Source organism: Pseudomonas sp. B6002, assembly GCF_013385985.1.
GTDB lineage: Bacteria > Pseudomonadota > Gammaproteobacteria > Pseudomonadales > Pseudomonadaceae > Aquipseudomonas.
This window is the reverse complement of the sequence record NZ_JACAOY010000006.1, coordinates 132,236-153,443: the sequence shown is the minus strand read 5'-3', so window position 1 is coordinate 153,443 and position 21,208 is coordinate 132,236. Positions and strand designations below refer to the sequence as shown.

Below are 21,208 nucleotides of genomic sequence, written 5' to 3'. Positions count from 1 at the left end.
GGATGCCCGAGGCGCTTGACGAAACTTAAGAGTGATTTTTCAAACTACAGAATCCAGTTCCTTTTCGATAGGGATTTGGGAAAGTGCTTTTTTAACCTTTGCAGTACCCGCGAATTTAAGCGAACGCGCGTAATCCAAATCGTTGTTTAACATCTGCACTGTATCGCTTTCTATGGTCTGCCCAGCCTCTAAGAACTTTTTGTCAATTACGTCAAGTATCTTTCCTAACATACGAGTGACACCGGCTTTATTCCCTGCTTCTGCGGCAGCCTGCAATCCTTGCCCAAGAGAAATCAACATGTTTTCCGGCACATCATCCAACTGCCAGACAACCATCTCTACCTCCCTCAACTCCATTTCCGCATTAGCTAGCTTCACATCGATAGAATGTAAATCATCTGTGAATTTAACGGCCGTGCTTTCCACCGATTTAATTTCAGCTATGAGCTCCGATCGCAAATTTTCAGTGGTCGACCTAACCTCAGCCAACTGAAGCAGAACTCTATCCAAAATGACTTTATTACTCTCATCTAGAATCACGCTAACTTCTCGCTTGGACTCCTCCAGATGCAAGTTCATCTCGGCACGATATGATGCCAAGCGGCCTTCAAAGTCCGATTTAATACGTTCTTTATCCTGCTCATAAAATTTAAAATTTGTAAAATAATTTAAGCCCATCATAACGAGGGCAAGACTTAAAATACCCCCCAACGCCCAAAGGACAGTTGTCTGCTGTGAAGTCTGAAATTCCCCAATCAGCTTATTCTGCTCTTTTAAAAGAAGTAGTTCAGATTCTTTTTTAGAGATCATTTTCTCAACATCAACCAAACTAACAGACGGACTAGTTTCATCAGACACACTCGAGGCCGATTTTGTCTGCGAGAACGCAACAATCGAGAAACTCAAAAGAGCGCAAACTAAAAGCCCCGTTATTCCCTTCATATTTCTACCCCTAGCTAAATACCACATCCATTAATAAACTAAAAACCAACCCCTGATACTTTTGTCAGGAAACTTCTGCCAAATATACTAAAAGGCATCCTTGTGGTGCGAATACGGGACCGCGAGAATGCTCATGCTGCCGGAAGCACAATATGTACAGCACAATCAATCCAGGCTGAGCCCGCCCTGGCCAGCTCTCGAGTTTTCCCCTCACTTAGACCGTAATGTTTGCCTACGCGGACCATAGGCCATTTTGCGGCATAATACAGCCAAATGATGTCTCCCATTTGCTGATCGCGCTGCGTGAGTTTGGCTACCGCGTTATCAATTGCTAAAGCCCAATCGTCTGAGATGCAGTAGGCTTTGGTCAAAGATGGTTGAGGTACTGCCTGACGCATGAGTGCCAGTGTAGGTGACGTGTACCCAGGCACCCCCATTCCGTCCATTCTCCATAACCCCCATTGCTCAAGCAGGTATTCGGTATCGCCCAACGGCCGGCCTGCCGGCTTACGAATCATCATGCTCTCAATCCCCTGTGTAATTTGTTCCGCCTGCTCCCAAGCGGTTTGGTTGCTCGTATTGGCTCTGTGGCCCTATCGCTGTTTGAGGAGTCTTTAATGCCAAGATTTCGCGCTGTACCTGCTGCAATTTGAAACTCAATTGGGTGACCAACTCGTCGACAGAAAGCACCAACTTTGTCCCCTGAACAACCCAACCTGAGCCGTTGCAATCCGTGCAAACCAGCTCATAAAACACCCCCGCCACCACCGCCTTCCCCTTGCAGATAGAGCAGAATTCAAGCTCGATCCGCTCCCGCTTAAAGCCAGGCCCCTGTCGTTTCTGCACGTTTTAATACCTCGCCCTTAACAAATTGTGGTTCTGGCTCGCAGGCCCCGCCGTTCAAGGCGTCTACGATGTTTTGCGAATCTTCATATCTAATGCCTGTCTGCTCGTGAATCTCCTTGAAGCCACGCGCATCTAACCAGTTGTGCCACTTCACCAAGGCCAGGCGACGTTGCTCTTTGGCCTGGGTGTTGATGTAGGTGGAGGCGATCTTGCCCAGCGAGTGGTTCAGCAGCATCTCGCCGATGTGACCGTCGATGCCGAGGTCTGTCCACGCGGTGCGAGCCACTTTGCGTAGGTCGTGACTGGTCCAGGCGCCCTGCCCCAACCGAGTAAACACAGCGCTCGCCTGGTTATCGCTCAGCGGCTTGCCACGGCGTGAGGGGAACAGGAAAGCCCCCTCGTATCCTTGGGAGGCCTGGCGGTCACGGTAACGACGCAGCAGCCCGCACACCTGATCGGTCAGCGGCACGCGCAGCTCGGTCTTCGTCTTGGTGTGCTCGGCCGGCAGGAACCACTCGCGCTCAGGCAGTGCAATGTCAGCCCAGCGTGCCTGGCGGGTTTCGCCAATCCGGGTACCGTGGCACAGCATCAGCAAGGCCAGCATGGCGTCACCTGGTGCACTGTCAAAACGCTCAGCCAGCAGCGTCACCAGGTCCGGCACCTGCACATCGCGCAGGCGTGCTGGCTTGGGCAGGATGCGGGCCGTGGTGAAGTTGCTGAACTTGAGCTCAGCCATCGGGTTGAAGGGGATCAGATCGAGCTTGCGCGCCTGGCGGAATGCCATGGTGACGAGGCGAAACAGCTGCTGAACATAGGACAGCGACAGCTCTTCCTGCGCCGGCCACATCAGTTGCCTATCGAGGGTTTGGGCGTTGAGGTCGCTCAGCAGCAGATCATTCAAGCGCGGCTTGAGCTGGCAGCTGATTGCAGACTTGATAGCCGCGCGGCGCTTGTCGGAGAGCGCCCGCGACTTGGCCATGCGTTCGCCGAACCAGTCGAGCAGCTCACCCACGGACACCCAGCCCGATACGCTGGCCGCGCCGTCAGCCGCCACCCGCAACCGCACCGCGGGGAGCGCAGCGACCACCTGTTTGCTGCTGAGGTCGGGAAAATGGCCGATCAGGTGCCATTGGCGCTTGTGGAGCAAATACCAGGAGCCGCGCGCGCGGTTCTTCAAGTACCGAAAGTGAAGCGCTGGATGACTCGCATCTCGCAGGTCGCGCACATGCTCAAGCTTGGCGTTTCGCGCGATCTCCGCATCCGACAGTTTCACCGTCAGGGTTTGGATTTTGGTGCTCAAGTGATCACCTTCCTTTCTTTGATCAAAATGGCCTGAGTTCGCATGACGCCCTCGGCAAGAAATAGACGGATCTCGTAATTGGTCAGCTGGCCAGGTGCACGCAGGCGTCCGTCTGCGATGTCGTGGCAATACGCGCAGGCCCAGGCGCCCTGAAAGTCATTTGGCTTCAGGCCCATGCCGCAGGTGCCGGCCAGACGGTAGTGCGCGAGGACGGTGGTGGACGAGTCGCAACTACATCCCGGAAACCGAACCTGGCAGTCTCGATCGCGAGCGGCGTTGGTGAGTTTGCTCACTGGGTCACCCCCGCACGGCGGGCACGCAGCTCGGCCAACGCCCTGTTGCCGACATCCGGGGTCACTTTCGGGGCAGGCTTGGGCAACTCGGCTACCGGTACGGCATTGAGCTTCTCGCCCTGCCAGATGCGGCGGCACTGGTTCAGGTACTGTTTTTCAAAGCGGGCCAGACCAAGCTCGCGCGGCAGAAGCGGCAGGCTGTGGAAACCCACGGCGGCAGTCGCGTGATACACGGCCGGGTGATACCACTTCGAGCAACTACGCATAGCGGGATGGCAGTTGCGCAGGGCCTGAGCGTATGCAGATTCAACGCTTGGAAGACCCAAGCCTTCCGGCGCGAAGCACCAACTGACGAAAACACCTGGGGCCGGAACAAAGGCCGATTTGTTCGCGCTGACAACGCGCATACCGTGATCGATTTGTTCCATTTTGGTGATGCCGGATCGCATGAACTCGCCTAGCCATTCAAGCTTTGAGGCGTTCATCACGGCCTCTGTCGGCCAGGATTGACGCCATGCACCACAAGCGCCGCGCAACCGAAGGAACAGGTCGTCAATCACTGCCCGGGTGGCATGATCAACGGCAACTACGGCAGGTGACTGAACTGGCCCCTGGTACGTTGGATCGCATTGGCGGCGGGCAACCAACTGACTTGCCATTACGGGCTTGCTCGATCGGTTCACAGGCGCACCCCCTTCGATGCCCAGTCGCCAGAAGGCGCGTCATCTTCAGTGGAGGTTGACCCCAGGGCGCGCTCACGCTTGATCCAGCCGGCTAGCTTGAAGCACCAGCCGGCAGCGCTATCGACGACCGAGGTTTTGGCGACGAAGAAGCCTTTGAAGCGAGCGATCATGTCTTCAGTTGCGCAATCTTCCGGAAGACCTGCGATCTTCAATTGCGCTTCGAGGGCGTTGGCGGACGGTACGAACTCAGCGAACATTGCGAACCGCTGCCGGTCGTCTTGTGGTTCCAATGCCTGGCGATCCTGCCCCGCGACAACTTCCGAAATCTCGCGCTGCTGCTGCTTTTCGGTTAATTGATGGTTAATTGATGTATTGGGTGCAGTGGCTGCACCCCGCTCTGTCGTAGGCTGCACCCCGTTCTGACCAAGGCTGCACCCCGATGCGTCTTCACGGGGTGCAGCTACTGCACCCCGCTTGATCATCAGGTCATACACCACCGGGCGGCGGTCATGACGATCAATGTAAACCGCGGCCAGAGCTTGATTGCCACGAACGATGAGCCCGACCTCCTCCAACAGATCAAGCTTGATTCGTATCGTGCGCTCGGAAAGTCCTGTGTCATCGGTGAGCGTTTTGGCTGACGGAAAAGCCCCTGCACCGTTTGAGCCTGCGTAGTTGGCCAGGCACAGCAGCACATGCCGAGCACTAGAGTCTTTTAGGGTTTGCACGGGCAAAGAGAGCGCCCATGACATAGCTTGAACGCTCACAGCGAGTTCCCTTGGATATTGTGTATTGGTGCGGCGGTACGACGTATGTGTCGCGACACGTTTTGAAAGCCGACTGAAAGTGTCGCAACATGAGGGGTATTGCCAGAGATAGGTATCGTGCTCATAATGGCCCCACAGTGTTTTACAAGTTGTTGAAAGAACCGCCCTGCCAGGCGGTTTTTTTGTGCGTGCGATTTGGCTACTGGATGAATCAACAGCTAAGCCAGTTCACTACCGGGCACCGCTCTTCAGGTACAAAATCATCCCAACGAACGGCTACGCAGCCTCTGGATAAAGGTCTGGTCTAAGCTCATGGCGCGAGATGCCAGTTGCCTGCTCGACCGAAATCACGCGCTCCGCTGGCACTCGCCCGGAGGCGCACCAGCGCTGTACGTTCTGTGGCGTGCAGCCAAGAACGCGAGCAAGGGCCGACTGGCTGCCTGCTGCCTTGGCTGCACGCTCTGCTGCATTAGGTTCCATAGAATCCTCGTTAAAGCTTCAATTACAACTCAAAGTTACAGTTTTTAAAATATATCTACAAGTGAGAATTGCAATGCTCGCTACAAGTGCTGGTTGTATTCTCACTTTCATGACTACTACCTCCTCCCGCATAGCCGCAGCACGAGAAGCGCAGGGACTCAATCAATCTGAGTTAGCCCGCAAGCTTGGCGTTAGCCCTCAGTCGGTCCAGGCTTGGGAGTCGGGACGCACAGCTCCGCGAAACCCACGCATCAAAAATCTGAGCGAAGTACTCGGTGTCTCAGTGGCCTACTTGATGGGCGAATCTGGGCCAGCCGAGTCGCACAGCGTTACTGCTGACACTTCTCTGCAGGCAATCGAACCTTGGGACGAAAGCACACCTCTTGATGACGATGAGGTCTACGTTCCCTTTCTTCATGAGGTTGAGCTCGCGGCCGGCTCAGGTAGATTTGCGATCGAGGAAAGCGACAGCTCGCGGCTGCGGTTCTTCAAGAAGGACCTGCGGCACAACGGCGTGCAATTCAGTAATGCAAAGTGCGTGGTCGTAAGCGGGAACAGCATGGTCCCGGTGCTGCGAGACGGCGCAACAGTGGGTGTCAATGTTGGAAAAAATACGCTGAAGGACGTGGTTGACGGAGAGATGTACGCCATTAACCACAACGGCCAACTCAGGATTAAGCAGCTATTTCGGTTACCGACGGGCATTCGCCTGCGCAGCTTCAACCGCGATGAGCATCCTGATGAGGAGTACTCATTTCAGCAGATCCAGGAGCAGCAGCTGAGCATCCTAGGCCATGTGTTCTGGTGGGCAATGTACTCCCGCTAACTGTTGTGTAGCGTTACTCGAAAAGCCTAGAGCCCGCCATTGAGCGGGCTTTTTCATGCGTGCTGTAATTACAAGCACGCATCCTGCCGCAAAAATAATTACAACTATCACTTGCATACTACAATTTACAGTTGTAATTTTGCCACGTCGCCGGATAACAACCGGCCAGATGGAAGGCAGCGATGAACCGGCCTCAACGGTTCAGAGGGTTGGCAACTGACCCGGGCGTGCAGCGTAAAACGCCAAGAACAGTTATCCAGCGGGAGCAAAAGCCGAAAGGCCCGCGGCTGGACAAACAACTTAATGGAGCCGGCGACCGACGCCAGTAGCGGGAAGCCGGCAAGCAACACCAGAAGATTTCACGTCAGCGCCTGTATCGGGCGCTTTCGGAAAACAACCGGGAGTCACAAAGATGAATGAGATCATCAACGGCGCATGGAAGGGTCACCTCGGTAGAGGCCTTGCGCCCAAAGAACTTCAGTACCTACTGGCCGCTGCCCAAGGCATGACGGCCAAGCAGATCGCCAGACAATTCGACGTTGCAGCCTGCACCGTGGCCAAGCGCCTGTCCTGCGCCATGTTCAAGCTCGGCGTGACCCGCCAGACAGCGATGATCGCCGAGGCAATGCGTCGCCAGATCATCTCGCCGATGTGCTTCGTCTTGGCAGCACTGATCGCCATGCACGCAATGATCGGTGACGAGTCGATGCGACGTGACCGTCGCGTGCCGGAACGTCGTACAGCGCAAGTCAGGATGGTGCGCCGCGCGGAACAACCGGTACTGCTCGCCTAACTCAAGCCATAAGGGAAAATACATGCCCCCATCAATGCAAGAACGCATAGAAGGACTCGCGGCACTCCGTGTCCGCGCAACCATCGCCACCGGCGCGATGTACGCCATGATCGGCAAGGAGCAGCCCGCGCAAGAAGTTCGCTTCCAGGTAGTCAACAAGGGCGCCGGCGTTTACCACGTCGTCGAACGCTCCACCGGCAAGGTCATGGGCATGAGCTTCACCTGGAAAGCTGCGGTCATCCGCGCCCAGGTACTTGAGGCTCGCGCCGACGGCAAGAACATCAACATCGAGGGATGGTCCCAGTGATCAGCGTAACCCGATGAGGTGCATCAGAAAGATCACTGCCGCGCGGCGCCGGCCGACATGGCTGGCACTGCCAGCAAGTGGAATGGAAGAGGTAGGCCATGGCCGAGGAAGAGCTGACGGCGGAAGCCAAGAAGCAGCGCCGCAAGCGCGAGAAGGAAGCCGCGAGGAACGCTGCATTGGCCGTCGAGAAATTTACGGTTGAGGTTGCCGGCGTGTTCAAGGCCGACCTTAAGCGCCTGATGAAGCAGCACGGCTTCAACAATCAGCAGGAGGTGTTCCAGAACTTGCTGCGCAACGTGATCGCCGCCGACTTCGAGACGGCGAGGCTGATGCTCAAGTGTGTCACGACACCTTATGAGCCAAGCGAAAAGGTGTCGCGAGCATTTTATGAGAAGAGCATGGTCGAGCTAGGGACTGATCCGGGTGATGAGTACGTCCACCCAGGTCGCCACTATCAGAACTGAACCGCTACCAAATTGTACTTCTGAAGGTCGCGAATTTGGTGAAACCAATAGAACACCGCCTCCGCTGCTTCCTTGCTCTCGAACTGCTCTGCATATTCCGGTTTGTACGCAGCGTAACGGAGACCTTCATGATCGGGTGACGACCCCCAAAATACATTGCCGTCAGAATCGGTCATTTTTACAACCCAAGCCATATTTCACTCCTTAAACCGACTCCATGCCGGTCACCCGTAATACCCCAACCAAAACCAAATTGCCACCACCGGTCACGGAGGATCCGTTACTCGATTTTTATCTTCATATTGGGCTCGCTCTCCATTATCGGGCGGCGCAACTCTGGATCGCTTGCATCAAGGCAACGGAACTGGACCTCGGCATTGGCATGACGACCATAGCCTTTGTCCACGGATGAATCTTTAAGCGGCATCAGCTGCTTGCTCTTGCTCTCGCAAAAAGCATTCGCCTCCCGATATAGATCAGCCTTAACGGCGCCGCCGCTAAAGGTAGTAAAGCTACCCTCCCTTGCAATCATGTAAGTGTCGCGTCCCATTGGAACGACACCTGGGCCAGAGCAGCCCGCCATGAGCAATGCAATCGTTGAAATCAGCAAAATCCGCATTTATTGCGCTCCATGCATGAGTGATGGCGAATGATAGAGCCATCACTACGCCACTTCATCAAATTTCACACAGCCGCATCCGATAACGGAGGGCGGCGCCTGACTGGAGATAATCCATGAGCCACAACTGCGCATACGTCCGGCAGCACTATCAGGTGCCCGCCGAAGTAGGCCGCCGCGTCATCGCCTACGGCAAGCCCGGTATCATCCTGGCGGATCGCGGCCACTACATTGGCGTGGTGTTGGACGAAGACCCGAAGAAGCGGATCAGCAACTACCACCCTACCCACGAAATGCAGTACGGCGAAATGGCCGAGACGCTACCACTCAAAGAGTGGTTGGTCCTGCCGTTTAGACATGATTGGGATGATTTGAACTGGGACAAGGAAGCTCGGGAAGATTTGGTCCGGGTGTGGGCGGCAACCCGAAGCCAGGCCAAGTATAAGGCCTATGAGACACTTCAAGATTACTGCCACAGCATCAAGGCGATGCTCCACTTCAAAGTCCGGCGTGCCTGAACTGCATTCGTCCATTTTTTACACTGGACGAATGCACGATAAGCTCAGTCTTTCCGGCGACTAAACCAACATTGCAGTTCATCCACCACCGTGGAAAACTGGAGCTGATCATCGATGGAAAGTTGGCGGGCTTTGATCAGGAACAACCCTTCTCTGTCTGGATCCTCAATCCCCTCTGTCTTCATCAACTGATCCAGCTGTTTGATCCATATGCTCGAACTATCGTCAAAAAGTGTTCTGTCGAATCGCTCCAAGCCCTTACGACATTCGGAAAAAGCTGTAGCGATTGACTGATCCTCACCTTGGGGGTGAGGAAGCATCAACACTGAACGGGCAGAGGCAAACTTCTCTGCTGCATAGCCGAAAGACATCATCTCTCCTTGATCCGGCTCCATGCCGGTGACTATCGAAAACCAATTCCAAACTCAGAATGTTATTTCCTGAGTGACACAATTATGCCCGCGACACGAGCCAGGGTTTCGGCATCATTGGGCTTGTCGACCAGCACCCTCAGCAGCTCTCTTTCAAGCTTGCCTGGAGCAGGCCAAGAAAGAGTGAGGATGCCGACGGAGTCTTCCGGGTAACTGATAAATCGAATCTCGTGAAAGCAGGTCAGATCAAGCTCCGTGAGCTCTGCCTCGAGTACGTGAATACTCATCCATGTCCCTCAAATGAAATTTATAAACCGCCAGTAATACCGAGCCTAAAGCCAAATTGCCACTACACCTTTGTTGCATTCCGTAACGGAGAGTAACGCCTGACTGGAGATAATCCATGGAAGACCAGTTCTATCTACAAGACAGCCGCAGTCACGCCTACGTCGGCGACGGGTTGTCGTTCTGGGGTTTTGGCGGATCTGGATATGTCACCGATCTGGCGAAGGCTCAGGTGTTCACACGGGATGGCGCTTGCGATCACCGCGACACTGACATTCCGTGGCCCAAGGCCTACGTCGATCCTCGGGCGCGCATCGGTGTTGACTGCCAGCAGGTGACGTTGAGCGAAGCGCTGGACCAGCACCCATACGCAGCCGAGTTCTACATCCAAAAGCCGCAGTGCTGGAACGGAAACAACTTGATTTGGCTTGGCGAAGATGGCGTGTTCACAAGCGACCTTTCCAAGGCTGTGGTGGTGCCGAGAGCTCACACCGTGGACTGGATCGGGCTAGGTCAGTCAGGCGCGGTGCTCTGGCCCAAGCCCTACATCGACGCCCACTCCCGGCACCTTGTTGAGCGCGACGACGTGAATATCAAAGACGCCCTGCGTGGCACCGGCATCAAGCACGCCAAGCCGAACAAGCCCAAAATGATGATATTCAATTGCGATGGCTGCGGCCGGTTCATCAGCGACGCGCAGCGCTATCGGGAAGACTGCCGGAACTGCGGGGCGAGCAACGTTCCTTAAACTATAGCCAGTAATTTCGGATATCGATTACTTGTTCTGCCAGCTAGACCCAGCTCCGAGTTCCGCATCGCACGCATCCCAATACTTGAGCAATGCCGCTCTTGCCTCATCAACATGCGAAAAATCTCCGACCGGCTCTTTCAAACCCTTAATCCGGTCTTCAACCTGGCACGTCAGTTTTGCGCTGCCATGCTCCCGAACTACTCTCCCGCGCGTTGCTTTGGCTCCATTCATAAAGTCCGTAGCCTCAAGCTCGAGCACAACTTCAACAACCTTAACCATAGATTTCCTCCTTGATCCGGCTCCATGCCGGTCACCCGTAATACCCCATATCAACGAATCACGCCAGCCGGCTAGGTTTTCGGCTGTCTGGAGCAATTATGAATCCTTACCTGATCACTGGCCCGGCCCAGATCGGAATCAGTGGTGGCCGCACCAGCGGGCACATGGTCTACAAAATCCTCGAGGCCCACGGCGGAACCTTGCCGTCTGATGTGCACCTGTTCTTCCAGAACACTGGCAAGGAACGCGAGGAAACACTGGTGTTCATCGACCGGATTGCCAAGCGCTGGGACGTGAGCATAGTGTGGATGGAGTGGTGCCGTGTGTACGGTCAGCCGGATGACGCGCCTTGGTACAAGCTGGTGGACTTTGAGACCGCCAGCCGCAACGGCGAGCCATTCACGACGATGCTCGAGTATTACGCGGCATACCGGAAAGATGTGAAGAACCTACCGCCGGTGTTGCCGAACTTCTCGAACAACATGTGCACCGCTTATTTAAAGGTGAAAATCGGCGAGAAGCACATGCGCGCCCTGGGCTATGACGAATGGGATTGCGTTGTCGGCATCCGCTACGACGAGCCTAAGCGCTATCACCGCATGATGGCCGCCAACGAACGCGGCGGCACCCGCTGGGACAACCTTTGCCCCTCTTACACCGCCGGCGTCACGAAGGAGGACGTATCAGAGTTCTGGAATGCCCAGCCTTTCGATCTGGGCATGAATTCAGACTTCGGCAACTGCGACCTGTGCTGGAAGAAAAACGAAGGGAAGCTGATCAAGACCATCATCGAAGACCCCTCCCGGGTGATCTGGTGGTCGGGCACCGAAGAACGCTTTGGCCAGGTATTCCGTCAAGATCGCGCCGATTACAAGACTCTTGGCTGGTCTGCCGAGCAGCGATCTCGGCAGACCGACTTCGATTTTGATTATCTCTCCGAGGACATTGAATGTTTCTGCGGTGATTAAGCTAATAACCTATCTAAAATAATCCAGAAGCCTATCTACACCGCTAGCCTTTCTACGAACATCATCATAGAGTTCGTTAATTTCTCGATAGTTATTCTGCGTCCATAGAACCCTGTCATCATTATCTACTACAGCCAACACATTTGTGGAGCTCCAATAATAAATCTCCTCATCTGTAAAATGCTTATACCGCAGCTCATAGATTGAAAATTTAGTGCCCTTAAATACGCCTTCAAAATACAAGCCGATCACATCTTCTGTGCCGATAAAAATATTTCTTGGTGCATCGCACAATCGCCAAGTCATACGCCCGCGGGCGGTTTCTTCGATCAGCCTCGCAACCATATTCGAAAATCTGGAGTCATTCATAGTCTTTCCACCTCGTTATCCTGATGTTTAGCGCCAAGCTGAGTGACAAACCTCTGAAGCTTTCGCTGGATATCCCAACTAACCTCTTCAGTCAATTTTCGCCTACCAATATAAAAAACACCTTCCCTGGCAATGGACGAAACCAACTGTTTGGCCGAGCTTTTTTCGACTCCATCTAGTTTCTGGCTTACATTTTCTAAATGGCCTTGCACCTGATATAGCAAGTCAATGATGTCATTCTCGCGTCCCTTCCAGTCCTTCAGAGATTGCCGAATTTCAAGCAGGAGTTGCTGCAAGTCTTTATGAGTTTCTGGAATTCTATGTCGCCGCTTTAGTTTTTCACCAAACATTCCGACGTAAAAAAAAGTCACCACTGTAAACAAAGTACCAAAAATCGTAAAAAACAGTCCGTACTTATTCGCCTCATCCCAAAACGGCTTGCTACTCCAAACTTCTAAATTCCAGGCAACAGCTACCGCGACAATCAAAAGCCCTACCGCACCGTAAAATGCTGCTTTGTATCCCATCGATCGACTCCCAATCCATTGAGCGATCATATCATCAGTCCCCCCCTTTACCGCCACCGCCCGGGCATGGCCCGGCAAGGACTCCCCGTGAAACGGATTTACCTGAGCGGCCCCATGACCGGCCTGCCCGACCTCAACTTCGCCGCCTTCCACGCCATGACCACCAACCTGCGCGCCGACGGCCACACCGTCACCAACCCCGCCGAGATCAACCCCGATGGCGGCACCTGGAACGACTGCATGCGCCGCGACATCGTGGCCCTGATGGAGTGCAACACCGTGGCCACCCTGCCCGGCTGGGAGCATTCAAAGGGTGCCCGTCTGGAAGTCCTGATCGCCGAACGCCTCGGCATGACGGTTGTGAATGCAGATGACTTGGTAACGAGGGAGGCTGCGGGCTGAATCAGAAGAGGTGACCGGCAGGCCAAGGCGTTGAGTTAGTAGCCCAGAGGAAGGGAGTTGTTTAACTCGCGGCTAAATGCGACAGCCTACCGATCAATGCCCACAGCAGAAGAGCCCGCTCCAACGGAGTAATAGAGCGTCTGCCGCGCAGCACCCCAACAACGAATATCTGAAATGCATGCGTGACATGTCATTTCTAGCACATCCCACGGTCTCGTCTAGGCCGATTTTAAATAAACCTCTCCCCCCTTCAAAGTCAGCCGCTATAGCGGCAAGGACGAAGTCATGCCTGAAGAAAAAGTCGTGATGTACGAATCCCCACAAGCTGCCAGCATCCAAACCGTCACAGGCTGGGTAGGCGCTGATGGCCGCTTCTGGGGCAAAGATGAGCATATGGCGCGCTGGTGTGGCGCCACCCATCGCCAATGCGAGAAGAATCCGGATCATCCGATCCACGAGATTCGGAGCTACTGCCAGCAGTGTCACCAGGAAAGCCTCCAAGCGAAGTTCGCAGCGATGCCCGTCAAGGATTGGTCCGGCGAACCGTTGGTTATATTCGATGGTGACCAGTATTTCTTTGACGAAGACAGCCTGCGTGACTTCCTCGTCGACAGCGATATCGACCTGGCCGACCTACAGCTCTGCATCTGCGAGCCAAACATGCCCCGCGAGATCGATCCGTCGGACGTATTCAGTGACGATCTACCAGAGGACGGCGAGATCCGTGACCAGCAACTTGTCGCTGCATTCGAGCTGCTGAACGAAATGATCCGCCAGTCCGAGCCCCTTTCGTGGACGGAGGGCAAGTTCGCCGCACGGCTCCCGCAATCTCTCATTGATGAAGTCGTGGCTGAACGGGTGACGCCATGATCGCCACCCCGCAACACGCACCAGACGCCGAGACCGGCATGCTGCCTATTCGCAAGCAGAAATTTGGTGCGCCGGGCGAAGTGTATCGGTGTCCGACTCATACCGGCGACAGCTGCAGTTCCTGCGGCGGAACCGGCATGCGCGCCATCTGCAACAAGACAGATTGTCATGAGCACGGCTGCCAGGGCGGCAGCTGCTCGCGCACCGCCGAAGACTACCGAATCCAGCAGCTGCAAAAATCTCGAGCGGAGGCCAAGCCATGATCGCCACCCTCTGGTTCGCCTTCGTGTTTATCTACGAGGGGCCCAGGCCATGAAGCGTTTCTTCCGCCGCAAGGTAGAGGCCTGGCTGATCCTGATGGCCGCCAAAATCTTGAGCGGCCGAAACGTGCACCGATCCCCCGTTGTTTCCGGTCGCGACAACAACCAAATGTTTGAAATAGCCGGGGAACTCGAAGATATCGCACAGCGCATCAGCAAGAACTACCCCTAACCCCAATCCCCAACATGCCTGCCGCTGAGCGGCGGGCGAACTTCTGCTGCCCCGTGCGGCAAGGACACCAAATGCAGATCATCAAAAAAGCGCCGCACAGTACGGACGGCGGGAGGTAGTTATGCACACAGAGATCCTCTCGGACGAAGAGCTCGCCGAGATTACCGGCTACAAGCAGCGCGCTCATCAGCGCAAATGGTTGAAAGACAGAAACTGGGTATACATCGAGAGCCGTGGCGGCCGGCCGCTGGTGGGCCGGATGTTCGCCCGCATGAAGCTCGGCATGGTCAATGCCGCGATCGCAGATCCAAACCCGCCGCCGCCGGCCCGTCCGGCTTGGACGCCCGACTTCTCCAGAGTGAACTGATATGCGCCCCCGGAACACGGAAAATAGGGACTTGCCGCCTGGAATGGTGCGGCGCAAGCGCCCAAGGAAAAACGGGAAGGTCTGGATCGGCTACTACTATCGGGACTCTGCCGGTAAAGAGATCCCGCTGGGTACGGACCTGAGCAAAGCTCGATTGAAATGGGCAGAACTGGAGGCCAAAGACAAACCGGCGGACCTGACATTGATGAAGGGGATCTTCGACCGGTATGTGCGTGACGTCATCCCAAAAAAGGGGGAGCGGACACAGAAGGACAACATGTCCGAACTGAAACAGCTTCGTCCAACCTTTGATGAGGCACCCATCGATTCAATTACGCCTTTCAACATTGCCGGCTACCGTGATGCCCGCTCAGCAAAGGTTCGTGCCAACCGTGAGATCGCCCTTCTCTCCCACGTTTTCAACATGGCCAGGGAATGGGGCCTGACCGAGCGGGAGAACCCATGCCAGGGCATAAGGAAGAACAAGGAGGCGCCGCGCGACTATTACGCCAATGCGGCTGTCTGGAATGCCGTCTACGCCGTTGCCGAACAAGAACTGAAGGAAGCCATGGACCTGGGCTATTTGACCGGGCAGCGGCCTGCTGACGTGTTGATCATGCGCAGCGACGATACCGAAGGTGATTACTTCCTGGTAACGCAGGGCAAGACCGGGCAGAAGCTCAGAATCCTGATGCGTACGGATGCAGGGGAGAACAGCTTGGGGAGGCTAGTCAGGGAAATTGGCGAAAGAAATGCCGGGCACCCGTCCAAATACCTGTTGATCAACAAGCATGGAAAGCGGATGACGAAGGGGATGTTGCGCTTGCGCTGGGACAAGGCGCGTGAAAAAGCTCAGCAGAACGCCATCGAACAAGGCGACCCGCTGCTAGCGGCCAAAATTGGAGGGTTTCAGTTCCGCGACATCCGGCCGAAGGCCGCCTCGGAAATCATCGATATCGGCGATGCAAGCCTGCTGCTGGGACACAGCAAACAGGAGATCACAAAGAGGGTTTACAGGAGGATTGGGGCAACCGCGAAACCCTCCAAATAGACAAAGTTTCGGAACTCCTACCCGAAAGTTTCGGAACCCCTGCCAAAAGCAGCAGAAACCTTCTCAAACCCCAGATACGAAAAAGCCCCGACTAATCGAGGCCTTATCGTTTAATTTGGCGGGAAACCAGGGATTCGAACCCTGGAGACGCTATTAACGTCCGCCGGTTTTCAAGACCGGTGCATTCAACCACTCTGCCAATTTCCCTTGTGCATCACAGGATTATAGTAGCCTATCCCGTCTCAGCGGGCGCCATAATACCCGAATGAAACACACTGTCAAACTCTCGCCATAGCTTGTTACAGAGCGTCTGTTATGATCTTTGCGACTGAACGTTTCAAAACTGAAGGAGTGTCGCCATGCGCGAACAGAATTACGCAGTGAATGGTAACGCGCAGGCTGAGCAGCTTGAAGTCAGCCGCGTGTTGCGCAATACGTACGGCTTGCTCGCCCTTACCCTCGCATTCAGCGGCGTGATGGCGTATGTGGCGCAGCAGATGCGCGTTGGCTACCCGAATATCTTTGTCGTGTTGATCGGCTTCTATGGTCTGTTCTTCCTGACCAACAAGCTGCGTGACTCGGCCTGGGGCCTGGTGTCGGCGTTTGCCCTGACCGGTTTCATGGGCTTCATCCTCGGCCCGATCCTCAACCGCTACCTCGGCATGGCCGGCGGCGCGGAAGTGGTCAGCTCGGCGTTCGCCATGACCGCTCTGGTGTTTGGTGGTCTGTCGGCCTACGTGCTGATCAGCCGCAAGGACATGAGCTTCCTGGGTGGCTTCATCACTGCGGGTTTCTTCGTGTTGCTGGCGGCCGTCGTAGCCAGCATGTTCTTCCAGATCAGCGGCCTGCAGTTGGCGATCAGCGCCGGTTTCGTGCTGTTCTCCTCCGTGTGCATCCTGTTCCAGACCAGCGCCATCATCCACGGCGGTGAACGTAACTACATCATGGCGACCATCAGCCTGTATGTATCGATCTACAACCTGTTCATCAGCCTGTTGCAGATCTTCGGCATCATGGGCCGTGATGACTGATTGCTAGCGACATAAAAAAAGCCCCGCATCGAGAGATGCGGGGCTTTTTTGTGGCCGAACGGTCAGTACTGGTTAGGCTCCATTTCCAGCTCGACCTTGAAGCGCTCAGCGATATCCCGCTGGATACGCTGGGCCAGGTTGGCAATGTCATGCCCGGTGGCCGTGCCGTAGTTGACCAGCACCAGCGCCTGCATCTTATGCACGCCGGCATCACCCTCGCGAAAGCCCTTCCAGCCGGCCTTGTCGATCAGCCAGCCGGCCGCAAGCTTCATCTGCCCATCCGCCTGTGGGTACGCCACCAGGTCGGGATACAGGCCTTGCAGCTCGGCAGCCAGCACCTGGGACACCAGCGGGTTCTTGAAGAAGCTCCCCGCATTGCCCAGCTCGGCCGGGTCCGGCAGTTTTTCCCGGCGGATGCTGCAGATGGCACGGCTGACATCACTCGGCGTCGCGTCGGTGATCCCCTGCCCCGCCAGGCGCTGCTGCACCGGGCCGTAGTCAAGCTTGAGGTGGCTGGCGCGACTCAGCGCAAAACGCACCCGCAGGATCAACCAGCGCCCGACCTCATGCTTGAACAGGCTGTCGCGATAGGCAAACCTGCACTCTTGCAGACTGAAGTCGCGCAGCTCACCCGTCTGGCGATCCAGTGCGGTCAGCCCGGCGAATACGTCCTTGATCTCCACACCGTAGGCGCCAATGTTCTGCATCGGTGCAGCGCCCACAGTGCCGGGAATCAGGCTGAGGTTTTCCAGGCCGCAAAAACCATGTTCCAGGGTCCACAGCACAAACGGATGCCAAGCCTCGCCCGCTTCTGCCTCGACGACCGCATGGATACCGTCGTCGTGCAGCACGCGGATTCCCTCGCTGGCCATGCGCAGCACCAACGCCGGGATATCCTGGGTCAGCAGCAGGTTGCTGCCGCCACCGATCACCAGCAAGGGCAGCGCTTGTGCAGCCGCGTAGGCCAGGGCTTCACGCACGTCGGCGTCGCTGCGGGCTTCGGCGAACAATTGCGCACGCACATCGATGCCAAAGCTGTTGAACGGTTTGAGCGACACCTGCGCCCGCACCTGCAAGGTCATAACCGCCCCTTCAATTCGATGACCAATGAATCACAGGCCTGTTCGATCAAGTCCAGGACCCGCTCAAACCCTTGCTCACCTTCGTAGTAAGGGTCTGGCACTTCATCCACTTCACCTTCATAGCGACGCAGGAACAGATCCAGCTCGGCCTTGCCCTGCCCCGGCTGCAATGCCTTGAGGTTGCGCAGGTTGCTGTTGTCCATCGCCAGGATCAAGTCATACCGCGCAAAGTCCGCGCGGGATACCTGCTGCGCGCGCTGGGCCGACAAGTCATAACCGCGCACCAGCGCCGCACGCTGGCTGCGCTGGTCCGGTGGGTTGCCGACGTGCCAGTCACCGGTGCCAGCCGACGCCACGTCGACCTGCCCTGCCAAACCCGCCTCGCGCAATTTGTGGCGCAGCACGCCTTCGGCTGTCGGGGAGCGGCAGATATTGCCCAGGCAGACAAACAAAACTTCCATCAGGCCCCCAGCAGGCGACGGACGCGCTCTAGGTCTTCCGGGGTGTCGACACCGGCGGGCGGCGCTTCCAGTGCATCGCCCACGTGGATACGCACGCCATGCCACAGGGCACGCAGTTGTTCCAAAGACTCGGTGTTTTCCAGCCAGCACGGGCCCCAGCTGACGAAGTCATGCAGGAAACCGGCGCGATAGGCGTAGATACCGATGTGGCGACGATACGGCACGCCTTCGGGCAGCACGTCGCGGTTCCTGGCGAACGCATCGCGTGCCCACGGCAGCGTCGAGCGGCTGAAGGTCAGCGCCAGGCCGTTGATGTCGCTGACCACTTTCACCACGTTCGGGTTGAACAGGGTGTCGATGTCTTCGATGGGTTCGGCCAGGGTCGCCATGCGTGCTTCGCCATGGGCAGCCAGGTTGGCGGCCACCTGGTCGATCACGCTTGGCGGAATCAACGGCTCATCGCCTTGCACGTTGACCACGATCGCATCCGGCGCCAGGCCCAGTTGCGTGGCCACTTCGGCCAGGCGGTCGGTACCGGAATTGTGGTCTTCGCGGGTCAGCACGGCTTCGGCACCAAAACTTTTGCAGGCCTCGATGATGCGCGGGTCATCGGTAGCCACCACCACGCGTTCAGCGCTGCTTTTGCAGGCCTGTTCCCACACCAACTGGATCATCGGCTTGCTGCCGATCAATTGCAGCGGCTTGCCCGGCAAACGGGTGGAGGCAAAGCGAGACGGAATGACAACGGTAAAGGCGGTGGTCATTTATCCAGACGCTCATCGGTGGTCAGGGTACGGGCCTCGCTTTCCAGCATGACCGGGATGCCATCACGGATCGGGTACGCCAGGCCGGCGCCTTTGCTGATCAGCTCGGTTTTATCGGCGCTGAGCTTGAGCGGGCCTTTGCAGATCGGGCAAGCGAGGATGTCGAGCAGTTTGGTGTCCATGAGTGTTTCCTGGAAAGAAGCGTTTAAGGCAAAAGACGGGCGGGCAGCAGGCGCATCAGCTGCGTGTCGAACCAGGCGACAAACGCCGGCGACGGCAGCGCATCCACTGCAAGGTACCACCAGTCGGGCCTGGCAAAGGCGCGGCACTTCACCGCGTCCTTTTCGGTCATGACCAGCGGCAATGACGGTGAAAAATTCAAGACCTCGGCGCTATACGCCGCGTGGTCGGCGAACGCATGGGGTATCGGCCGCCAGTGTAGCGTTTCAAGGGTATTGAAGAAACGTTGCGGGTTGCCGATGCCCGCCACCGCGTGCACCTGCTGGCCGGCCGGAAAGTGATCGACTGGCTGGCGCTCGCCGGTTTTGACATTGATCAATGCCGTGGGCACCAGGCGAAAGGCAAAACCATCATCACGGTCGGCGCCGGCGCCGTTGTAGAGCAGCGCATCGACGCTTTGCAGGCGCTCCACCGGTTCGCGCAGCGGCCCGGCCGGCAGGCAGCGGCGGTTGCCCAGGCCACGGGCGGCGTCGATCAGCACCAGTTCAAGGTCGCGAGCCAAGCGGTAGTGCTGCAGGCCATCGTCGGAGAGAATCAGGTCCAGGGGTTCACTGGCCAGCAGCGCACGGACGGCGCGGCTGCGGTCGGGGTCGATCATCAGCGGCACGCCGCTGCGCTGCACGATCAACAAAGGCTCGTCGCCCGCCACCTCGGCGCTGTGGCTGGCCTCAACCCGCCACGGCAAGTGCGGCGGCTTGGCGCCATAACCCCGGCTGACCACACCCACGCGCAAACCGCTGCGCTGGCAGTGTTCGATCAACCACAGGATCAGCGGCGTCTTGCCGGTGCCGCCCACGGTGATATTACCCACCACCACCACCGGCACCGGCGACTGGTAGATCGACCCCTCGCCCGCCAGGAAGCGCGCACGCTTGCGCTGCACCACGTGGCGATAGAGGGATTCCAGCGGCCGCAGCAGCGTGAGCGCCGGATGACCTTCGTACCAGGCTTTTAGCAAACGATCGGACATGGCCATCAGGGTTGGCTCGCCGCCTCGACGGTGGTCATACGCAAATGGCTGAAGCCGAGCTTGCCGGCCGCGTCCATTGCCGTGATCACTGCTTGATGCTGGGTCTTGCCGTCGGCACTGATCGACAGCGGCATCTTGGTATCGCCGCCGGATTCTTTCTGCAAGGCGTCCATCAGGCTGGCGAGGTCATTCTTCTCCAGCAGGTGGTTATTGACCGAATACACACCGTCGGCGCTGATCGCGATGTCCAGTTGCTTGACCTCCTGGTCCTCGGCCGGCGAGCCGCTCACCGCTTCCGGCAGATCGACCCGCAGTTCGGTTTGCCGGGTAAAGGTGGTGGTGACGACAAAGAACAGCAGCAGGATAAACACCACGTCGATCAGCGACGCGAGGTTGATATCAACGTTTTCCCGTTGCTTGCGGCGAAATTTCACGCTTTGCCCTCGACCAGGTCCACATCACGGTCGCCCTGCACCACTTCAACCAGCTTGATGGCTTCTTGCTCCATGCCCACCACCAGTTCATCGATGCGTCGCTGCAGGAAGCGGTGGAAGAACACCGACGGGATACCCACCATCAGGCCCGCAGCCGTCGTGATCAGCGCCTTGGAGATACCACCGGCGAGCACCGCCGCGTTGGTGGTCATGCCCGAGCCCATGAACGAACTGAAGATGTCGATCATGCCCAGCACCGTGCCCAGCAAGCCGAGCAACGGCGCCATGGCCGCAATGGTGCCGAGCGCATTGATGTAGCGCTCCAGCTCATGGATGACCCGGGCGGCGGCCTCTTCGATGCACTCTTTCATGATCTCGCGACCGTGCTTGGAGTTGGCCAGGCCCGCGGCGAGGATTTCCCCCAGGGGCGAATTGGCGCGCAGTTCCTTGAGTTTGTCCTTGTCCAGCTGCTTGTTCTTGATCCAGGCCCAGACCTGCCCCAGCAAATGCTCAGGGGTGACGCGACTGGCGCGCAGGGTCCACAGGCGTTCGGCGACGATGCCGAGTGCGGCGATGGAGCTCAAGATGATCGGCAACATCATCCAGCCGCCGGATTTGACCAATTCCCACACAGTGAATGTCCCCTCGAAAAAGTG

35 protein-coding genes and 1 tRNA gene are annotated in these 21,208 nt (G+C 56.8%); 14 read left to right on the top strand and 22 right to left on the bottom strand.

The features are described 5' to 3' along the window. Positions 1-39: 39 nt before the first annotated feature. From HX792_RS07935 to HX792_RS07905, 7 genes are all read right to left on the bottom strand, one after another. Positions 40-942, bottom strand: coding sequence for a hypothetical protein (locus HX792_RS07935; protein ID WP_176995545.1), 903 nt, complete (start codon positions 940-942; stop codon positions 40-42). A gap of 131 nt (positions 943-1,073) precedes the next feature. Then, positions 1,074-1,463, bottom strand: a complete 390-nt coding sequence (locus HX792_RS07930; protein ID WP_176995544.1) for an antiterminator Q family protein — start codon at positions 1,461-1,463, stop codon at positions 1,074-1,076. A gap of 296 nt (positions 1,464-1,759) precedes the next feature. Continuing rightward, positions 1,760-3,088, bottom strand: a complete 1,329-nt coding sequence (locus tag HX792_RS07925) for a site-specific integrase (RefSeq protein WP_176995543.1) — start codon at positions 3,086-3,088, stop codon at positions 1,760-1,762. Further along, a complete protein-coding gene (locus HX792_RS07920) occupies positions 3,085-3,381 on the bottom strand; it encodes a DUF1364 domain-containing protein (protein ID WP_176995542.1) in 297 nt (98 codons plus the stop codon). The genes HX792_RS07925 and HX792_RS07920 overlap by 4 nt, the downstream gene beginning before the upstream one ends. Continuing rightward, the gene (locus HX792_RS07915) at positions 3,378-4,040 is read right to left on the bottom strand and encodes a replication protein P (RefSeq protein WP_176995541.1); all 663 of its coding nucleotides are present in this window, start codon (positions 4,038-4,040) and stop codon (positions 3,378-3,380) included. The genes HX792_RS07920 and HX792_RS07915 overlap by 4 nt, the downstream gene beginning before the upstream one ends. A 20-nt stretch (positions 4,041-4,060) precedes the next feature. Then, positions 4,061-4,816 carry a helix-turn-helix domain-containing protein gene (locus tag HX792_RS07910; RefSeq protein WP_176996160.1) on the bottom strand — a complete coding sequence of 252 codons (756 nt, stop codon included), beginning with the start codon at positions 4,814-4,816 and terminating at the stop codon, positions 4,061-4,063. Positions 4,817-5,107: 291 nt separating this feature from the next. Beyond that, entirely contained in the window at positions 5,108-5,311 is a 204-nt protein-coding gene (locus HX792_RS07905; RefSeq protein ID WP_176995540.1) for a YdaS family helix-turn-helix protein, read from the bottom strand. A gap of 73 nt (positions 5,312-5,384) precedes the next feature. On the opposite strand from HX792_RS07905, the gene HX792_RS07900 reads away from it, so the two are divergent. From HX792_RS07900 to HX792_RS07885, 4 genes are all read left to right on the top strand, one after another. After that, a complete protein-coding gene (locus tag HX792_RS07900) occupies positions 5,385-6,137 on the top strand; it encodes an XRE family transcriptional regulator (RefSeq protein ID WP_371319333.1) in 753 nt (250 codons plus the stop codon). Between the two features lie 412 nt (positions 6,138-6,549). Further along, positions 6,550-6,930: a LuxR C-terminal-related transcriptional regulator gene (locus tag HX792_RS07895; RefSeq protein WP_176995539.1), complete on the top strand. Its 381-nt coding sequence runs from the start codon at positions 6,550-6,552 to the stop codon at positions 6,928-6,930. Between the two features lie 22 nt (positions 6,931-6,952). Then, entirely contained in the window at positions 6,953-7,237 is a 285-nt protein-coding gene (locus HX792_RS07890; RefSeq protein ID WP_176995538.1) for a hypothetical protein, read from the top strand. Positions 7,238-7,335: 98 nt separating this feature from the next. Then, positions 7,336-7,701 (top strand): hypothetical protein, encoded by a 366-nt coding sequence (locus HX792_RS07885; RefSeq protein ID WP_176995537.1) that lies wholly within the window; start codon positions 7,336-7,338, stop codon positions 7,699-7,701. Here the strand turns inward: HX792_RS07885 and HX792_RS07880 are convergent. After that, a complete protein-coding gene (locus tag HX792_RS07880) occupies positions 7,692-7,895 on the bottom strand; it encodes a hypothetical protein (RefSeq protein ID WP_176995536.1) in 204 nt (67 codons plus the stop codon). The genes HX792_RS07885 and HX792_RS07880 overlap by 10 nt on opposite strands. An 86-nt stretch (positions 7,896-7,981) precedes the next feature. Next, positions 7,982-8,320, bottom strand: a complete 339-nt coding sequence (locus HX792_RS07875) for a hypothetical protein (protein ID WP_176995535.1) — start codon at positions 8,318-8,320, stop codon at positions 7,982-7,984. 116 nt (positions 8,321-8,436) lie between these two features. On the opposite strand from HX792_RS07875, the gene HX792_RS07870 reads away from it, so the two are divergent. Further along, the gene (locus HX792_RS07870; protein ID WP_176995534.1) at positions 8,437-8,838 is read left to right on the top strand and encodes a hypothetical protein; all 402 of its coding nucleotides are present in this window, start codon (positions 8,437-8,439) and stop codon (positions 8,836-8,838) included. Between the two features lie 44 nt (positions 8,839-8,882). Here the strand turns inward: HX792_RS07870 and HX792_RS07865 are convergent, their stop codons facing one another. Together HX792_RS07865 and HX792_RS07860 are read right to left on the bottom strand one after the other, a co-directional pair. Beyond that, positions 8,883-9,209 (bottom strand): hypothetical protein, encoded by a 327-nt coding sequence (locus HX792_RS07865; RefSeq protein WP_176995533.1) that lies wholly within the window; start codon positions 9,207-9,209, stop codon positions 8,883-8,885. Positions 9,210-9,271: 62 nt separating this feature from the next. Then, positions 9,272-9,496 (bottom strand): hypothetical protein, encoded by a 225-nt coding sequence (locus HX792_RS07860; RefSeq protein ID WP_176995532.1) that lies wholly within the window; start codon positions 9,494-9,496, stop codon positions 9,272-9,274. Positions 9,497-9,612: 116 nt separating this feature from the next. On the opposite strand from HX792_RS07860, the gene HX792_RS07855 reads away from it, so the two are divergent. Then, positions 9,613-10,242, top strand: coding sequence for a hypothetical protein (locus tag HX792_RS07855; RefSeq protein WP_176995531.1), 630 nt, complete (start codon positions 9,613-9,615; stop codon positions 10,240-10,242). A gap of 27 nt (positions 10,243-10,269) precedes the next feature. On the opposite strand, the gene HX792_RS07850 is transcribed toward HX792_RS07855, so the two are convergent. Then, on the bottom strand, positions 10,270-10,524 hold the full coding sequence (locus HX792_RS07850) for a hypothetical protein (RefSeq protein ID WP_176995530.1): 255 nt from the start codon (positions 10,522-10,524) through the stop codon (positions 10,270-10,272). Positions 10,525-10,622: 98 nt separating this feature from the next. Between HX792_RS07850 and HX792_RS07845 the strand changes: the two genes are divergently transcribed. Further along, positions 10,623-11,492, top strand: a complete 870-nt coding sequence (locus tag HX792_RS07845; RefSeq protein WP_176995529.1) for a hypothetical protein — start codon at positions 10,623-10,625, stop codon at positions 11,490-11,492. Positions 11,493-11,501: 9 nt separating this feature from the next. Here HX792_RS07845 and HX792_RS07840 read toward each other — a convergent pair whose 3' ends face one another. Continuing rightward, positions 11,502-11,861, bottom strand: coding sequence for a hypothetical protein (locus HX792_RS07840; protein ID WP_176995528.1), 360 nt, complete (start codon positions 11,859-11,861; stop codon positions 11,502-11,504). Next, the gene (locus HX792_RS07835) at positions 11,858-12,418 is read right to left on the bottom strand and encodes a hypothetical protein (RefSeq protein WP_176995527.1); all 561 of its coding nucleotides are present in this window, start codon (positions 12,416-12,418) and stop codon (positions 11,858-11,860) included. The genes HX792_RS07840 and HX792_RS07835 overlap by 4 nt, the downstream gene beginning before the upstream one ends. A 57-nt stretch (positions 12,419-12,475) precedes the next feature. Between HX792_RS07835 and HX792_RS07830 the strand changes: the two genes are divergently transcribed. The 6 genes from HX792_RS07830 to HX792_RS07805 all read left to right on the top strand — a co-directional run bounded on the left by HX792_RS07830 (position 12,476) and on the right by HX792_RS07805 (position 15,570). Continuing rightward, positions 12,476-12,790: a DUF4406 domain-containing protein gene (locus HX792_RS07830; RefSeq protein ID WP_176995526.1), complete on the top strand. Its 315-nt coding sequence runs from the start codon at positions 12,476-12,478 to the stop codon at positions 12,788-12,790. A gap of 285 nt (positions 12,791-13,075) precedes the next feature. After that, a complete protein-coding gene (locus tag HX792_RS07825; protein ID WP_176995525.1) occupies positions 13,076-13,660 on the top strand; it encodes a hypothetical protein in 585 nt (194 codons plus the stop codon). Further along, complete coding sequence (locus tag HX792_RS07820; RefSeq protein ID WP_176995524.1) at positions 13,657-13,923, top strand: hypothetical protein; 267 nt, start codon at positions 13,657-13,659, stop codon at positions 13,921-13,923. The genes HX792_RS07825 and HX792_RS07820 overlap by 4 nt, the downstream gene beginning before the upstream one ends. 49 nt (positions 13,924-13,972) lie before the next feature. Next, complete coding sequence (locus tag HX792_RS07815; protein WP_176995523.1) at positions 13,973-14,152, top strand: hypothetical protein; 180 nt, start codon at positions 13,973-13,975, stop codon at positions 14,150-14,152. A 121-nt stretch (positions 14,153-14,273) separates the two neighbouring features. Continuing rightward, positions 14,274-14,519 (top strand): DUF4224 domain-containing protein, encoded by a 246-nt coding sequence (locus HX792_RS07810; RefSeq protein WP_176995522.1) that lies wholly within the window; start codon positions 14,274-14,276, stop codon positions 14,517-14,519. Position 14,520: 1 nt separating this feature from the next. After that, the gene (locus HX792_RS07805; RefSeq protein WP_176995521.1) at positions 14,521-15,570 is read left to right on the top strand and encodes a tyrosine-type recombinase/integrase; all 1,050 of its coding nucleotides are present in this window, start codon (positions 14,521-14,523) and stop codon (positions 15,568-15,570) included. 116 nt (positions 15,571-15,686) lie between these two features. Here the strand turns inward: HX792_RS07805 and HX792_RS07800 are convergent. Further along, positions 15,687-15,777 (bottom strand) — tRNA-Ser (locus HX792_RS07800). A gap of 152 nt (positions 15,778-15,929) precedes the next feature. On the opposite strand from HX792_RS07800, the gene HX792_RS07795 reads away from it, so the two are divergent. Next, positions 15,930-16,601 (top strand): Bax inhibitor-1/YccA family protein, encoded by a 672-nt coding sequence (locus HX792_RS07795; RefSeq protein ID WP_176995520.1) that lies wholly within the window; start codon positions 15,930-15,932, stop codon positions 16,599-16,601. A gap of 62 nt (positions 16,602-16,663) precedes the next feature. On the opposite strand, the gene murB is transcribed toward HX792_RS07795, so the two are convergent. Genes murB through HX792_RS07760 form a run of 7 tightly spaced genes read right to left on the bottom strand, consistent with a single transcriptional unit; the run spans position 16,664 to position 21,184 of the window. Beyond that, a complete protein-coding gene (gene murB / locus HX792_RS07790) occupies positions 16,664-17,683 on the bottom strand; it encodes a UDP-N-acetylmuramate dehydrogenase (RefSeq protein WP_176995519.1) in 1,020 nt (339 codons plus the stop codon). Beyond that, entirely contained in the window at positions 17,680-18,144 is a 465-nt protein-coding gene (locus HX792_RS07785) for a low molecular weight protein-tyrosine-phosphatase (RefSeq protein WP_176995518.1), read from the bottom strand. The genes murB and HX792_RS07785 overlap by 4 nt, the downstream gene beginning before the upstream one ends. Further along, positions 18,144-18,908, bottom strand: a complete 765-nt coding sequence (gene kdsB / locus HX792_RS07780; RefSeq protein ID WP_176995517.1) for a 3-deoxy-manno-octulosonate cytidylyltransferase — start codon at positions 18,906-18,908, stop codon at positions 18,144-18,146. Before kdsB ends, HX792_RS07785 begins: the two co-directional genes overlap by 1 nt. Further along, positions 18,905-19,090, bottom strand: a complete 186-nt coding sequence (locus HX792_RS07775) for a Trm112 family protein (protein WP_003174668.1) — start codon at positions 19,088-19,090, stop codon at positions 18,905-18,907. The genes kdsB and HX792_RS07775 overlap by 4 nt, the downstream gene beginning before the upstream one ends. Before the next feature lie 23 nt (positions 19,091-19,113). Next, the gene (gene lpxK, locus HX792_RS07770; RefSeq protein ID WP_176995516.1) at positions 19,114-20,124 is read right to left on the bottom strand and encodes a tetraacyldisaccharide 4'-kinase; all 1,011 of its coding nucleotides are present in this window, start codon (positions 20,122-20,124) and stop codon (positions 19,114-19,116) included. Then, entirely contained in the window at positions 20,124-20,552 is a 429-nt protein-coding gene (locus HX792_RS07765) for a biopolymer transporter ExbD (protein ID WP_176995515.1), read from the bottom strand. The genes lpxK and HX792_RS07765 overlap by 1 nt, the downstream gene beginning before the upstream one ends. After that, the gene (locus tag HX792_RS07760; protein WP_176995514.1) at positions 20,549-21,184 is read right to left on the bottom strand and encodes a MotA/TolQ/ExbB proton channel family protein; all 636 of its coding nucleotides are present in this window, start codon (positions 21,182-21,184) and stop codon (positions 20,549-20,551) included. Before HX792_RS07760 ends, HX792_RS07765 begins: the two co-directional genes overlap by 4 nt. Positions 21,185-21,208: the final 24 nt, after the last annotated feature.

Excerpts from the sequence above, each read along its gene's own strand:
- HX792_RS07785 (WP_176995518.1), bottom strand. The coding sequence starts at position 18,144 with ATGGAAGTTTTGTTTGTCTGCCTGGGCAATATCTGCCGCTCCCCGACA.
- HX792_RS07850 (WP_176995530.1), bottom strand. The coding sequence starts at position 10,524 with ATGGTTAAGGTTGTTGAAGTTGTGCTCGAGCTTGAGGCTACGGACTTT.
- HX792_RS07915 (WP_176995541.1), bottom strand. The coding sequence starts at position 4,040 with ATGGCAAGTCAGTTGGTTGCCCGCCGCCAATGCGATCCAACGTACCAG.
- HX792_RS07880 (WP_176995536.1), bottom strand. The coding sequence starts at position 7,895 with ATGGCTTGGGTTGTAAAAATGACCGATTCTGACGGCAATGTATTTTGG.
- HX792_RS07900 (WP_371319333.1), top strand. The coding sequence starts at position 5,385 with ATGCTCGCTACAAGTGCTGGTTGTATTCTCACTTTCATGACTACTACC.
- HX792_RS07845 (WP_176995529.1), top strand. The coding sequence starts at position 10,623 with ATGAATCCTTACCTGATCACTGGCCCGGCCCAGATCGGAATCAGTGGT.
- murB (WP_176995519.1), bottom strand. The coding sequence starts at position 17,683 with ATGACCTTGCAGGTGCGGGCGCAGGTGTCGCTCAAACCGTTCAACAGC.
- HX792_RS07875 (WP_176995535.1), bottom strand. The coding sequence starts at position 8,320 with ATGCGGATTTTGCTGATTTCAACGATTGCATTGCTCATGGCGGGCTGC.
- HX792_RS07810 (WP_176995522.1), top strand. The coding sequence starts at position 14,274 with ATGCACACAGAGATCCTCTCGGACGAAGAGCTCGCCGAGATTACCGGC.
- HX792_RS07835 (WP_176995527.1), bottom strand. The coding sequence starts at position 12,418 with ATGATCGCTCAATGGATTGGGAGTCGATCGATGGGATACAAAGCAGCA.
- HX792_RS07895 (WP_176995539.1), top strand. The coding sequence starts at position 6,550 with ATGAATGAGATCATCAACGGCGCATGGAAGGGTCACCTCGGTAGAGGC.
- lpxK (WP_176995516.1), bottom strand. The coding sequence starts at position 20,124 with ATGGCCATGTCCGATCGTTTGCTAAAAGCCTGGTACGAAGGTCATCCG.
- HX792_RS07870 (WP_176995534.1), top strand. The coding sequence starts at position 8,437 with ATGAGCCACAACTGCGCATACGTCCGGCAGCACTATCAGGTGCCCGCC.
- HX792_RS07930 (WP_176995544.1), bottom strand. The coding sequence starts at position 1,463 with ATGATGATTCGTAAGCCGGCAGGCCGGCCGTTGGGCGATACCGAATAC.
- HX792_RS07890 (WP_176995538.1), top strand. The coding sequence starts at position 6,953 with ATGCCCCCATCAATGCAAGAACGCATAGAAGGACTCGCGGCACTCCGT.
- HX792_RS07865 (WP_176995533.1), bottom strand. The coding sequence starts at position 9,209 with ATGTCTTTCGGCTATGCAGCAGAGAAGTTTGCCTCTGCCCGTTCAGTG.
- HX792_RS07795 (WP_176995520.1), top strand. The coding sequence starts at position 15,930 with ATGCGCGAACAGAATTACGCAGTGAATGGTAACGCGCAGGCTGAGCAG.
- HX792_RS07840 (WP_176995528.1), bottom strand. The coding sequence starts at position 11,861 with ATGAATGACTCCAGATTTTCGAATATGGTTGCGAGGCTGATCGAAGAA.
- kdsB (WP_176995517.1), bottom strand. The coding sequence starts at position 18,908 with ATGACCACCGCCTTTACCGTTGTCATTCCGTCTCGCTTTGCCTCCACC.
- HX792_RS07820 (WP_176995524.1), top strand. The coding sequence starts at position 13,657 with ATGATCGCCACCCCGCAACACGCACCAGACGCCGAGACCGGCATGCTG.
- HX792_RS07805 (WP_176995521.1), top strand. The coding sequence starts at position 14,521 with ATGCGCCCCCGGAACACGGAAAATAGGGACTTGCCGCCTGGAATGGTG.
- HX792_RS07855 (WP_176995531.1), top strand. The coding sequence starts at position 9,613 with ATGGAAGACCAGTTCTATCTACAAGACAGCCGCAGTCACGCCTACGTC.
- HX792_RS07885 (WP_176995537.1), top strand. The coding sequence starts at position 7,336 with ATGGCCGAGGAAGAGCTGACGGCGGAAGCCAAGAAGCAGCGCCGCAAG.
- HX792_RS07815 (WP_176995523.1), top strand. The coding sequence starts at position 13,973 with ATGAAGCGTTTCTTCCGCCGCAAGGTAGAGGCCTGGCTGATCCTGATG.
- HX792_RS07935 (WP_176995545.1), bottom strand. The coding sequence starts at position 942 with ATGAAGGGAATAACGGGGCTTTTAGTTTGCGCTCTTTTGAGTTTCTCG.
- HX792_RS07910 (WP_176996160.1), bottom strand. The coding sequence starts at position 4,816 with ATGTCATGGGCGCTCTCTTTGCCCGTGCAAACCCTAAAAGACTCTAGT.
- HX792_RS07860 (WP_176995532.1), bottom strand. The coding sequence starts at position 9,496 with ATGAGTATTCACGTACTCGAGGCAGAGCTCACGGAGCTTGATCTGACC.
- HX792_RS07775 (WP_003174668.1), bottom strand. The coding sequence starts at position 19,090 with ATGGACACCAAACTGCTCGACATCCTCGCTTGCCCGATCTGCAAAGGC.
- HX792_RS07825 (WP_176995525.1), top strand. The coding sequence starts at position 13,076 with ATGCCTGAAGAAAAAGTCGTGATGTACGAATCCCCACAAGCTGCCAGC.
- HX792_RS07905 (WP_176995540.1), bottom strand. The coding sequence starts at position 5,311 with ATGGAACCTAATGCAGCAGAGCGTGCAGCCAAGGCAGCAGGCAGCCAG.